The organism is Acidobacteriota bacterium (genome assembly GCA_030774055.1).
Classification (GTDB): Bacteria; Acidobacteriota; Terriglobia; order Terriglobales; family Acidobacteriaceae; genus JACPNR01.
In genome coordinates this window covers 1-13378 of sequence record JALYLW010000114.1, presented here as the reverse complement: position 1 = coordinate 13378, position 13378 = coordinate 1, and the positions used below count along the sequence as shown (strand labels likewise).

8 protein-coding genes and 1 pseudogene are annotated in these 13378 nt (G+C 62.5%); 2 read left to right on the top strand and 7 right to left on the bottom strand.

Features of this window, described 5'->3' with window-relative positions:
* The first annotated feature begins 18 nt into the window (after window positions 1-18).
* Window positions 19-1020: a xanthine dehydrogenase family protein subunit M gene (locus M3P27_09270; protein MDP9268496.1), complete on the top strand. Its 1002-nt coding sequence runs from the start codon at window positions 19-21 to the stop codon at window positions 1018-1020.
* A gap of 18 nt (window positions 1021-1038) precedes the next feature.
* The gene (locus M3P27_09265; protein MDP9268495.1) at window positions 1039-3297 is read left to right on the top strand and encodes a xanthine dehydrogenase family protein molybdopterin-binding subunit; all 2259 of its coding nucleotides are present in this window, start codon (window positions 1039-1041) and stop codon (window positions 3295-3297) included.
* A gap of 782 nt (window positions 3298-4079) precedes the next feature.
* On the opposite strand, the gene M3P27_09260 is transcribed toward M3P27_09265, so the two are convergent.
* The 7 genes and pseudogenes from M3P27_09260 to M3P27_09230 form a co-directional block, all read right to left on the bottom strand.
* The gene (locus tag M3P27_09260) at window positions 4080-6596 is read right to left on the bottom strand and encodes a PxKF domain-containing protein (GenBank protein MDP9268494.1); all 2517 of its coding nucleotides are present in this window, start codon (window positions 6594-6596) and stop codon (window positions 4080-4082) included.
* Window positions 6597-6655: 59 nt separating this feature from the next.
* Window positions 6656-7375, bottom strand: a complete 720-nt coding sequence (locus M3P27_09255; GenBank protein MDP9268493.1) for a hypothetical protein — start codon at window positions 7373-7375, stop codon at window positions 6656-6658.
* 349 nt (window positions 7376-7724) lie between these two features.
* Window positions 7725-8780, bottom strand: a complete 1056-nt coding sequence (locus M3P27_09250; GenBank protein MDP9268492.1) for a hypothetical protein — start codon at window positions 8778-8780, stop codon at window positions 7725-7727.
* A 51-nt stretch (window positions 8781-8831) separates the two neighbouring features.
* The gene (locus tag M3P27_09245) at window positions 8832-11813 is read right to left on the bottom strand and encodes a tetratricopeptide repeat protein (GenBank protein MDP9268491.1); all 2982 of its coding nucleotides are present in this window, start codon (window positions 11811-11813) and stop codon (window positions 8832-8834) included.
* Entirely contained in the window at window positions 11813-12418 is a 606-nt protein-coding gene (locus M3P27_09240; protein ID MDP9268490.1) for a hypothetical protein, read from the bottom strand. The genes M3P27_09245 and M3P27_09240 overlap by 1 nt, the downstream gene beginning before the upstream one ends.
* Before the next feature lie 49 nt (window positions 12419-12467).
* Window positions 12468-12571, bottom strand: a pseudogene (locus M3P27_09235) (hypothetical protein).
* A 55-nt stretch (window positions 12572-12626) separates the two neighbouring features.
* On the bottom strand, window positions 12627-13378 hold a 752-nt coding region (locus tag M3P27_09230; GenBank protein MDP9268489.1), incomplete at its 5' end, for a sigma-70 family RNA polymerase sigma factor.

Genomic DNA, 13378 nt, shown 5'->3' with positions numbered 1-13378 from the left:
GCGAGCAGGAGGGACTCCATGCACAGCTTCGAATTCATTCGACCCGCAGATCCCGCGGCGGCGGTTGCGACCGCCAAGCAGTCGAAGACGGCGCAACAGGGCGCGGATGTGCGCTTCGTCGCCGGCGGCACCACGCTGCTCGATCTGATGAAACTGAACGTGGAAACGCCCGCGCGGGTGCTCGACATCAATCGCTTGCCGCTCGACCGGATCGAAGCTACGCCCGACGGCGGATTGAGGATCGGCGCCACCGCCCGGAACGCAGATCTCGCCCACCATCCCACGGTGCAAAGCGATTACTCCGTCTTGTCGCAGGCCCTACTCGCCGGCGCAACGGCACAGATCCGGAATATGGCGACGACTGCAGGTAACCTGCTCCAGCGAACACGGTGCGCGTATTTCCGTGACACCGCCATGCCTTGCAACAAGCGCGAGCCCGGCACCGGCTGCCCGGCCATCACCGGCAGCAACCGCACGCTCGCCATCCTTGGCGCCAGCGAACATTGCATCGCGACCAACCCGTCGGACATGTGTGTGGCGCTGGCGGCACTGGAAGCGACCATCCACATACAGGGACCCAAGGGCTCGCGCGCAGTCCCCTTCGGTGACTTTCATCTTCTGCCCGGCAGCACGCCAGATCGCGAAACGGTGCTCGAACCCGGCGACCTCATCACGCACGTCACGCTGCCACCGCCCAGGTCAGGAAGCCGGCAGGTGTATTTGAAGCTGCGCGACCGAGCATCATACGAATTCGCGCTGGCGTCGGCGGCCGTCGTGCTCACAATCGCGGGCGGGAACGTGACTCAGGCGCGCATCGCATTGGGCGGCGTGGGGACCAAACCCTGGCGCTCCCCCGAAGCCGAGGCGGCTCTCGTGGGCAAGCCGGCTGACGCAGGCAACTTTCGCCACGCAGCGGAAGCGGCTCTGCGCTACGCCAAACCGCAGAGCCAAAACAGATTCAAGATCGAACTGGCCAAGCGCTGCCTCACGCACGCTCTCCAAACGGCGGCCACGGCCTGATGCACTGAAGGAGCGAACATGCCGACACCCCAAGGATCCCCGACCGTCTCTCCGGTCGGTCGCGACACGCCGCGAGTGGATGGCCCGCGCAAAGTGAGCGGCGTGGCGCAGTACACCTCCGACTTCCATTTTCCGGGGTTGCTGTATGCCGTGCCGGTCGAGGCGACCATCGCCAACGGCAGAGTCCTCAAACTCGACACCGCCGCGGCGGAGAAGATGCCCGGCGTGCGTGCGATCTTTCATCGCGAGAACATCGGAAAGATCTTTCGCTCGACCGTGGGCCAGGGATTCGACGGCATCTGTGAAGAGCGGCGCCCGCCGTTCGAGGACGATATCGTTCGCTACTGGGGCCAATACATCGCGCTCGCTGTGGCGGACACATTCGAGACCGCGAAAGCCGCTGCCGATGCGGTTCGCGCCACCTACGCCAAAGACAAGCCCAACGTCGATACTCACCTGGTAGCCGACGATGATCCCCCGGTGGTGCTGACCACCTACGGACTGCGCGAACGCCTGCAAAGCCAGCGCGGGGATCCCGATTCCGCGTTCGCCGGCGCGCTGGTCAAACTCGACCAGACCTACGCCACGCCGGCCGAGACGCACAACCCCCTCGAGCTGCACGCCACCACCGCGATCTGGGATGGCTCGTCATTGACCCTGTATGAATCGTCCCAAGGAGTCGTCAACCTCCAGGGCGTGCTCGCGCAGATGTTCGGCTTGCCCAAAGAGAACGTCCGCGTCATCGCCAGGTTCCTGGGCTCGGGTTTCGGCGGCAAGTTGTATCCCTGGACGCATTGTGCCCTCACCGCCGCAGCGGCACGACAGCTCGGCAAGCCGGTCAAGCTCGTGCTCAGCCGCAAGATGATGTTCCAGTCGGTCGGTCATCGCCCGCGCAGCCAGCAGCGCGTGCGCTTGGGTGCGACGCCCGAGGGCAAGCTTGTTTCGCTGCAGCACGACTACGTCTACCAAAGATCGATGCTCGATTACCACCACGAAGATTGCGGCGAGGCGACGGGTTTTCAATACAGCGTGCCCAACCTGCGTGTGACTTTCGGCCGCGCGAAGCGAAACATCGGCTCCGCCGCCGATATGCGCGGCCCCGGCGCGGTGACCGGGCTTTACGCGACCGAGTCGGCGATGAATGAACTGGCCGATCAGCTCAAGCTCGACCCGGTCAAGCTCCGCGTCATGAACGAGCCGAAGATCGACGAGGAATCGCGCCTGCCGTTCTCGTCCCGCCATTTGCTCGAGTGCTTCACGCTCGGCGCGGAGAAGTTCGGATGGTCCAAGCGCACGCCCGCGGTCGCCTCGATGAAGCGCGATGGCTTGACCCTGGGCTGGGGAATGGCCGGGTGCACGTGGATCGCCGGACGGTTCTCGGCAGAGGCGAACGTCGAGCTCCGCGACGACGGTACGGTCCGCGTCGCGTGCGCGACCCAGGACATCGGTACCGGCACCTACACCATACTGGCACAGCTCGGCGCGCAAAAGACCGGAGTGCCGCTCGACCAGGTCGAAGTCGCGCTCGGCGATACTTCGCTTCCGCCCGGCCCGATCTCGGGCGGCTCGATGGCCACCGGGTCAGTGGTCCCAGCCGTCTTTACAGCGGCCGACAACGCCATCTCGTCGCTGCTGCTCGTCGCCGTGACAACGCCAGGCTCGCCTTTCGTGGGGCGCAAGCCCGACGCTCTGGCACTCGAAGGCGGCCGGGTCTTTGTGAAGGCTGACGGTCCGGCGAAGGGCGTACCGTTCGCGGATTTGCTCCGGCGCGCCAACCTCCGCCTGGTCACCGGCAATGGCAAAGCCGAGATGTCCTTTGGTGATCCCAAGGCGAAGTTCTCCACGCACTCGTTCGGCGCTCACTTCGTCGAGGTCACATGGCAGCCGGAGATCGCGCGCTTGCGCGTGAGCCGGGTGGTGACCGTCATCGATGCGGGCCGCATCATCAACCCGCTGACCGGCCGGAACCAGATCCAGGGCGCGGTGGTGATGGGGATCGGCATGGCGCTGTTGGAGCACACGTCTTACGATCCGCAGAACGGCGCGCCCATCAACAGCAATCTGGCCGACTACGTGGTGGCGGTGAACGCCGACGTGCCGCCCATCGACGTCCATTTCCTCGACTATCCCGACAAAGAGATCAACCCGCTTGGCGCCCGCGGCATCGGCGAGATCGGCTTGGCCGGCATCGCCGCCGCGATCACGGCAGCAGTCCACCATGCAACCGGAGTCCGCGTGCGCGAGCTGCCGGTAAAGATCGAGGACCTGTTGGCGTGATGCGTTCCCGTCTGCTGCGCGCGAGGCACCTCGCGCTCTTTTGTCTTCTGTCGTGCGCCTTCGTCCACGCTCAGGGAGGGCCTCCCCGGCCCGGCACTGATACGTCTGGAGCGGCTCTACCTCCGGAGTAAGCGCCCTGATCGGGCAGCAGAAGTCGAACGCCTTCTCACAGGGATGCTCACATCTGCTGACGCTGACCATCCGTTACGGGCGGAGCTGTTGCAACTGCAATCGGCATCCGGGCACGGAAAAGGATCGGCGACAACAGGGCCTTCGGAATCGGCGAACTCTCGTCATTAACACCTCCACGGACTCCGTGTCGGAGCAGAATTCTCCTCGACGAGTTCTGCGGGCGAGCAATGCGCTGCGAGCCGCAGCTGGCTCGCCCGCTGGCAGGGAACGGCGCCCGTCTGTGAAGACGGCCGCCGTTCACGTTGGGTGCGACAAGGATTCCGCGTCGTGCGGTCTAAATCACCGCCAGTATTCGACGCGCCAGCGCCTCCAGCGTGTCTGCTTGCGCGTTGGTGAGTTGTTTGCCACGTTGGGCTTCGACCGAGTTGATGAACGCCAGCAACCGGCTCGGTGAATCGGAATGCTGCTGGATGAGAGCGACCGCCTTTTGCGCCTTGACCGACCGCCGCGGAGCTAATGAATGTAGAAACGGCTGGCTTGAGCCTAAGTGGGCTCTTGCTGGCGCTGCGCTCACTGTGCAACAAAGAAGTGGCCGTCTGCGAAGACGGCCGCGGTTTGCGTTGGTTTCGGGTCTGTCGTAGCTTCCTGACTCACTTCAGCGAGAACTGCACGTCGTGCGTGGTGCCGTCGTTGAGCGTTGTCCGGATCAGATACGTGCCCACACCGTATCCCTGCGTGCTCAGGTTGTAGATGTACTGGCCTGAAGACGCGTCGTATCGGAAGAGAGTGCCCGAATTGCTCGAGCCCGAAGCGAACGTGTCCACGGTCATGTCCACGGTTCCCGTGGGCGTGTTCAGCACCTTGTAGACCTGGATGTTGGCGATCGCATTCGAGACGATGGAGCCATCAGCAGCCGTGAGCTGGAACTTCACCGGGATGGTGCGCCCGGCCTTGAACACAGCTTGCCCGTCATTCAGCAGCGGCGAGAAGTAGCCGTTGAGGTTGAAGAGCACACGGACTGTGAGTTGCTGCTGCGATGAGTTGCCGCTGTGGTCCGTGGCAGTGAATGTCACGGTGGTGGTCCCAATGGGGAAGACCGCCGGAGCGTTGTTGGTGATGGTCGGGCTGGGATCGCAGATGTCGCTGGCCGAAGCGATGCCCGCGAGACTGGCGGCGGTTCCGGTCGCGGAAGCCGTCGGCAGGGTCACGACGATGCTGTTGGTGGACAAAGTGAGCAGCGGCGGCGTCGTGTCGACGACAGTGACGTGAGTGGTCGCCGTTGCGGAGAGCCCGCTGGGGTCGGTGACCTTCAGCGTGTAGGTGCTGGGCCCCAGCAGCGCGGCCACGTTGACCATGGCCGTGTTGCCGATGACGTTGTTGCCGGCATCCGTCCACCTGAAGGTCAGGATATCGTTGTCCGGGTCACTCGAAGCGGAGCCATCCAGCGTCACCGGAGTGCCGCTGTGGCTGCTGCATTCGACCGTCTGACTGGCGCCCGCATCCGCCACCGGCGGGCGGTTGGTAGTGCATACGCCCGCGCTGCCAGCATGGAAGATGGCGGCAACCTCGCCAGAAGTCAGGGCGCGGTTGTAGAGCTGGACCTCGTCAATCTCCCCTTCGAAAATCTCAGTCGCGACAGCAGTCGTCCGCCGGCCCAGTCTCACACTTCGAGGGGTCGTGTCCACGATATCGGACGGTGATCCGGCGGAAAATGCGGTTCCTGTTTCTTCGACCCCGTTCACGAAGATTCGCAGGTTTGATGCTGAACCGCCTCCATCAAAGACTCCCGCCACAAACACCCACTCGCCGGTATTCACCACTGAACTACTCATTCGACCCGTGTAATTCCCAGGAGATTTGTGATTGAAGACAACAATATGCCCATCACTGATGTACAAGAGCATCTCGTCTTCAAGGAAATCGTGAGCGAGAGAGAACACGCCTTGCGCACCTGTTTTCGTCGTCCGGACCCACCCAGTCACCGTGGCAGTTGTAGAAAAGCCCCAGTTCTTCGTCGGGGTCTCAACAAGGTCATCCACGCCATCAAAACTAAAGCTCTGCCTGACCCTGCCGGCAGCGAATGTGGTTCCATTCAGCAGGGTGCCGTTGTTGCCTCCGATTGTGTCGTTGGCGTTGCCGTCGCCAGGCCACCAGGCGACCAGGCCAGAGGGCGGGGGAGCGCATTTCGGCCCTAATGGCGCCAGCGCCACTCCATCGGGTTGTACCCCAACCCCGACACTTGTAACCACGGTGTTGCTCAGCACATCGATTACCCAGACAGAATTAGAATCTGCGTCCGCAACATAGGCGCGGGTTCCGTCAGCAGAAATGGCCACTGCGTATGGACCTACCCCCACCGCCACGGTCGCGATCACGGTGTTGCTCGCGGTGTCAATCACCGAGACAGTGCCGGATAGGTGATTTGGCACATAGACGCGGGTCCCGTCTCGGGTGATAGCCAGCAGGGTAGGAGCGCCCCCAACTGGTATCGTGGCCGTCACGGTGTTGCTTGCGGTGTTGATGACAGAAACGAAGAACGGCTCATGTTGGTTTTGACCGACCGTCACATAGGCGTGGGCCCCATCCGGGGTTATGACCACTCCAACCGGCTCCAACCCCACTGCTACGGTGGCAACCACAGTATTGGTCGCAGTATCTATCACTGAGACCGTCCCATTCGCCTGGCTCGCCACATAGACGCGGCTTCCGTCCGGGCTGATTGCAACTTCTCGAAGATGCGAGTTACCACCTGCTACGGTGACAGTGGCAATCACAGCGTTGCTGCCAGTGTCGATCACGGAGACAGTGCCTGATACCCCATTCGACACGTAGGCGCGGGTCCCATCCGGAGAGATAGCTACTCCGTAGGGGTTCGCCCCAACCGCTACCGTGGTGACGACTGAGTTGTTGGTAGTGTCGATCACTGAGACCGAAGCAGAACCGTAATTCGCGACGTAGGCGCGTGTTCCGTCCGGAGTGATAGCGACTCCATAAGGATTTGTCCCGACCGTTATTGTGGAGGTAACGGCAAAGCTCGCGGTATCGATCACCGAGACGGAATTGGAACTAGTATTCGATACATAAGCGGAGTTCTGAGCACACGCTGAAACAGCGGCCACGAAAACGACAATGGTGAAAACAACAACGGTAAGCTTCGTGCAACGCATTTTCGTCCTCCCCGGGTTGTCTATTTAACTTAGGGGGCGTCCAGAGATGTCACTTTTGCTCACGGCCGCGTCACATGGATGTGGAACGTAAGATAGAAGTCGCCACTGTTCGTGCTCTTGCCCGTTCGAGATAAGTAGCCCAGCCGAGCGCGGGCGCGTCCCGGACTGGTGGTTCCATCCGCGTTCACCACCGGGATCGGATCGATGAACCAATCTTTGCAGCCGCCGGAATCCGCAGAGTTGCAGGAGACCTGCACCTGGCTGGACTCTGCGGCTACGCTCGGCCACATGTTCAGACCGTAATGGCCGCCGGAACTATCGTTCGGTAGCCGAATGACCATGGAGCAGTGGAAAGAATCCCCCACTCTCATCGTCAGCATGTTGTGGTTGTCCTGTGTGCACTTGTCCTCCATGCGCGCGGCCAAGAACTGTGTTCCCCAGTAGGGCGGCGCGGCAGGCGCTTGATACCCAGGGTCTCCCGGTTGCACGGCGTTGCTGCTGGCGAAGGTTATTGCGACGGTGCGGGACGTGGAACTCAACAAGTCCAGCCGCCAGTCTCCCCAGACGATGCCGTTGTAGCCGTTCGCCACCAGGATCGAGACACTGCCGGCCACACCGTTGTTGTACGCACCGCCACCGTCGCTCTGCAGGTAGTACGGCGCGTTGCCGGCATCGTAATCGGCAAGGTAGGTGGTAACGGGGACGTCGCTCGCCGGCTTCCCGGCGAATGCCGCAGTAGCCACAAGGAGCACCACGAGAAACCGGAACCTGTTTGACATCGACGTTCTCCTTTGGTCGCGGATCTGAAATAGAAAAGGCCGCCGGTCCGATGCTGCTTTGGACCAGCGGCCTCCGAGTGTTTCGGTCAGCCGTCTTAAGACGACGTCTTAGCCTTTGCCTCTACATCACGAGAACCTGACCTTCTTGGTCGTGACCTCGGCCATGACGGGCAGCCCGTCCTGGATCTTCAATCGCTCAACTTCCCCGTGCCCTAACTCCTGGCAGTAGCGCATGAAGACCTCCCATGCCGGATGTAGTGAACTCGGGACATGCTGGGTGCGCGATCCTCTTCCAGCCGTGCCGTTACTTGAGCTCATCACGGTTGCCTTTTGTAAATCCCGCCCTTACTCACGGCCGCGTCACGTGGATGTGGAACGTGAGATAGAAGTCACCGTCTTGCGTGTTCGTGCCCCTTCGAGGGCTGTAGAGCAGTCGGGCGCAAGTGCGTCCCGGGCTGGTCGTGCCATCCGCGTTCACCACCGGGATCGGATCGATGAACCAGTCCTTGCAACCCCCAGAATCGGCAGCGTTGCACGAGACCAGCACATCGTCGGTCTCTCCTCCGCCACCTATGCCACCCATAGTCAGCCAGTAATTGCCGCCGGAACTATCCTGAGGTAGCCGTATGGACGTTATGCATGGGAACGAATCGCCCGGCTTCATCGTCAGCATGTCAAGGTGGTCGTACGTGCACTGGTTAAACATGTTTACCGCCAAGAACTGTGTTCCCCAGTACGGCGGGTTGGCGGGAACCCGATACCTGGGATCTCCCGGCCGCACAGCGTTCGCGGTGGCGAAAGTTATCCCAAAGGTGCGGTTCGTAGAACTTGCCAAATACAGCCGCCAGTCTCCCCACACGATCGTGTTGAAGCCGTTAGCCCACAGGACCGACAGTGTGCCGGCTACGCCGTTCTGGTAGGCACCGCCTCGATCGCTCTGCAGGTAGTACGGCATGTTGCTGGCGTCGTAATCGGCCAGGTTGGTGGTGACCGGGAGGTCACTAGGGTGAGGGTTTCCGCCCTTCTGTACCACGGCAAACAGTTCCGTGCCCTTGCCGATGCGGCCGTCGCTGTTCTTCACCACGACGTCGAACTGGGCGATGGCGGCGGTGTCCGATACGTTGATGTTAGCGACGACTTGCGTGGAGCTGACGAAGGTCGTGCCGTTGACGGTTACGCCGGCTGGGTTGTCTGTCCCGGTGAGGACGAAACGGGCAGCAACGCCGTTCTTGAAGCCCTTGCCCTTGACGCTGACGTTCAGGTTCACCGTGCCTTGCGCGGCGGAGGAAGGAGTGGTGGAGGTGACCTGGACCGTCTGTGCGCCAGCCGGGGTGGTCAGCAGCAGGCTTAAACAAAGTGTTCCGAGAATCCCGACGACGCAGGACCGCAAGCACTGGCGCGCCATATTCCCTCCACAGAGGTCAACTTCGCGTGGGGCCTGGGTAGTTACTGTTTGTTACGGACGGGCGGCGGGTTTTTCCGCCAAACGCCCACTTTGTGGGCCCTGTATACCACGGCTTGAGCCCACCAGAACGAACGGAGCCCAGTAATAAGGATGCCGGAAGCGGCTATGGCTGGCCAGCATCCGGCGCTGCGCCGTGGCCAGCGCCAGGTCACCCTCTCCTCCCGGCCGCTCCAGCCTCCGATAAAATTCGGTCATGAACTCCGAGGTCGAGCGGTCGTTCACTTCCCACAGTGTGGCCAGAACGGATGAACTCCCCGCTCGCAGAAAGGCGTCTGTCAGACCGACGAAGTCGTCTCCCGCAGGAACGTCGCTGTAATACCCGGTCCCCAGCGCCGTTTCGCAGGCGCTGAGCGTCACCAGCCCGGCTCGCAGGCGCAGTTCGAGGACCTCGTGGACTTCCAGCCTGCCATCGTCGCGCGCGTCGGGCTCGAGTTCGACGCCGGAAAACAGCGGGTTCACTTTATTGAAGAAGCCGTGTGTAGCAAGATGGATAGTTCCATAGTCGCCGGCCAGCCGCTTGAAGTCGGACTCGGTCGCTCGGGTTCCGACCAGCAGCCGCGCGCCGTGGGGGAGAAGCGTCTGGATAGCCTGCACCTCGCGCGTTGCGAAGAGCAGGTGCGAGCGAGAAGGTGCGAGTGCAAAGAGACGACGGTCCAGGCCCGCCGACCCAGGCTCTGCCGCCAGCGTGCTCGCTGACGGCAGGTACTGAAGAACATAGTCTTCGACCAGGAAGCGGGTGCGGGAGTCGGTCGTTCGCGCGAGAGCCGCAAATGGCAAGTAGTGGAGCACACCCTGCGGCACCAGGAAGAGCCTTCGACGACCGCGCAGCCAGCCGGCTGCCTCGATCGGATCGACCAGGCTGTGGCGCAGAGACTCCGCTGGAGGTCGCCACTGGTCGCCCGTCCGGCGGTTGAGCAGGTCTCGAAACAGCTCGATGCGCGTTTCCAGTTCCTCGAGCGAGACTGGCGACGAGGTCGAACGCAGCTGGTCGCGCGTCAAGACGAAGATCAGTACGGAGTCGTCGGCCACTACGTACTCCAGCAGGGCCGCATCGGCAGGAAGGCTCTGCCGGATACGCTCCGCTGTCGCGACGGTCGCCCGACCGCTCCGGCGACCATGCCGATCGTCGAGCAGGTTCTGATATTCGCGCTGCGCTGCCTGAAGTTCTTCCGAGAACACGGCCGCTGCGCGCCCGCGAAACTCGGCACCCTTTGCCGACTCTTCCTCGATCGCTCGATGCAGCCGCTGGATGCGCAACCGCAGTTCGAGCTCGTGCTGCGCAGCTTCGGGAGAGACGTTTCGTTCGAGCGGCGTGGACTTGCCCTGGGCGCGCAACCTCTCCGCGAAAGAGAACGCCTCCCCCGCCTTGTCCCTTCGCAACAGCAAGCGGATCAGGGCGATGTACACCTGCGACTTGTCCTGCAGATAACCGGAACGATAGCGCTCCTCTTTCAGTTCGGAGTGGACGCCTTCGATGATCTCGACCGACTGGCGGTAAGCCGAGATCGCTTCGTCCACGCGGCCCATGGCCTCGAGCGTCCGGCCTCGACCGTACGCTATCTGCCAGTTGAGGTCCGGGTTTGCGATCGGTGCGGCGACTTTCTCAGCTTCCGTCAGGCGAGCGAGCGACGGTTGCAACTCCCCCTGCCTCCGCAGCAGGTCGCCCAGTATCAACAACGCTTCCGCTTCTCCGGGCGCAGCGGATTGCTTGCGCGCTATCTCGAGCGCTTCTTTGGCGCTGACCACCGCACCTTGAGGATCTCTAAGTTCGGGCAGAGTCGCCGCCAGCCGGAGAAGGCTGGTGGCCATCATGTCTTGATCCGCCGCGGCGCGGGAGCGCTCGAGAGCGGCGCGGTACTGCACCGCCGCTCGCTCGTGCCGGCCGCGCTTGGCCTCCAAATCCCCGAGCGCGAGGAGATTGGCTGTCACTCCACGGACGTTCCCGATCGATTGCGCCAGTCCACTGGCTTCGGAAAAGTCGCGCTCCGCCGAGGGCAGGTCCCCTAGCATCAGGAACACCGCGCCACGGTCGCCCAGACCTTCGACCTTCTCTTTCTTCAACCCAGCAGCTTCGTACACTTGCAGGGCAGTCGCGTACTCAGTCAGTGCGGCATTGAACTTCCCCAACCGGACCAGTCCTGAACCGAGGCCCTTGTGCAGTTCGGCTTCTTCCTTTTTCATTCCCGCTTCACGGGCCAGTTGGAGCCCGCGCCCGAACTGTGCCTGGGCGTCCGTCAGCCGCCCCAAGCCGAGGTAACAGAAGCCGATGTTCCCCAGATCCTGCACCATCGAGGGCTTTAATCCCTCCCGTTCATCGATGGCGAGCGCTTGCTGGTAGTACCCCAGCGCTTCGCGATATCGACCCAACAGAAGGTACACACCTCCGATGTTGCCCAGAGTGTCGCTTTCTCCGCGCGCGAAGCCGGTGGCGCGGTGCAGCTCGAGAGCACGCTGATACTGCTCGAGCGATCGCTGGTAATCGCCCTGCTCGTCGTAGACGAGGCTCAGGTTGTTGAGCGAGGCGCCTTCGAGTTTACGGTCGCTGATCTGGCGGGCGATCTCTATGCTCTGCGTCAGGTAGTCAATGGCCTTCGGATAATTCCCCATCTCCCAGAACAGAAGTCCCAGGTGACTGAGGGTGCGACCCTCCTCCGCACGGTCGCCGAGCTTCCGCTTCATGGCCAGCGCTTGCTCGAGCATCTGCTGGGCGCGGGAGTAGTCTCCGAGTTTCTTGTAGCAGTTGCCGATCAGGCCGATGGTGATGGCTTCGTCGCGGCTATCGCCCGCGGCCCGAAACGCGGCCAGCGCAGCTTCGAATTCCGGCAGCGCGGTCTTGGCACCTTGCTCGGCATAGGTCTTGCGCGCCTTGGCTAGCAGATCGGCGCCGGGAGTGGGTCGCTCGTCCGCGCGCACCGCGGGCAGAAGTAGAGCACAGGCGCACAGTAGCAGGGCGAGCTTGAGGGTCTTACGCACTACTCCGGCACCGTGAACGTCACTGCTCGCGTGCGAACCACTTTGCCTTCCGGCAGGTGGGCGCGCACCCAGACGAAATACGGACCTGGCTTCAGGCCGGCCTCGATGGGCACGTGTGCTTGCTCTTGCTCAGCCTTATGGCCCCACACCCGGTGTCCACTTGGATCGGTGATGATCACTTCGTAGAACAGCGCTCGCGGGATCCCAGCCCACCGAAGATCAAGGTTTGCGGGATCCACCTTGGCATTCGGCTTCGGCTCGAGCACCCGCGGCTCCTGTGACGACGGTGCCTGACCGCGAGCTTCTCCCGCTGGCGAGCCCTTGGTTGATTTGGCAGGTAGCTGCGGAGCGGGCGTGACAACGGCTACTTGGGGCGCCTGCTCGCGGTGCGCGATGTTGTTCGATGGCGCCGCGGGTGCCGGCTGATCGCGCCAGACAAACACAGACGCCACGACCATCACCGCAGCCAGCGCGGCGGCCGCCGAGCCCCACTTCCAGCCCGGTGCGAAAGGCGTTGCACGGTTCGCGGGTTGGCGCACACGCTCCAGTAGGACGCGCGGCACCTCCGGCAACTCGCCGTCCTGCACCTCTAGAAGGAAGGCCACTTGCGCCAAACAGTGTTCGCAACTAGCGACATGGGCTTCAATCTCTCGCTGCTGTGGGTCCGGCAAGCGTCGTTCGAAGTACGCTGCCAGCCGAGCTTCGTCGGGGCAGCGCCAGGTTCGACGCGGAATCAGACTGGGGGGAGTCGGAGTCATCGTTCTTCTGTCCTACTCATATGTACGGACTTCGCCGTGCATTTTCCGAATCCGGTCATTCGAGTTCTTTCCTCAGCCGGTCAAGGGTGGCTCGGATCTTTCGATCAGCCGTCTGCGCATCGGGCAGCCCAACAAGACGCGCGATCTTGGCCAAGGTGGCTCCTCGACCAAAGCGAAGCTGAAGCAAGAGACGCTCGGGAGCGTCCAGCTTCGCCAGCCCTCGACCGAGCCGCTGCCATTCTTCGTGGGAAATGGCGCAATCCTCCGGGCCCCGCGTCGAATCGGCCACGTCGATCGACGGTGAATCCGCCGAATCAGTGGAGTCGATAGCTACGGTCTCGGATTGTCGTGACGCTAGAAGCCATTCCTGGCGCGAGCTGAACGACTGGCGCAGCTCCACGTCAGCGTCGCTGACCGCATCAGACGTCAACTGCGGAAAACGGCCGCGCAGCGCTAGGAACGTGTCGTCCAGAGAACGGCCTTCCTCGTATCGAAAGCGGTAGATCTCCTGGTGCAGGAGCGGCAATCGTTCGACGGAATCGAACTTGCGATGACGACCCACCTGCTTGCGGTACCAATCGAGCGCCAGGTTCCGAACGACGACCCGTAACCAAGTCACAAAGCCGGTGGCGCCTTCCGGCTTGAATTGCAACAGGCGGCGATAACCGCGAGCGTTCAACTGCTCACATACGAAGACGAAGCAGTCAGCCGCGCCTTCACCGTCCCAGATCGTGCGCCGCACTGCCTGGAGGATGATCGGACCGTAGCGCTCAAGAAACTCCGTCCAGGCGTCCTGCGCTCCTTCGG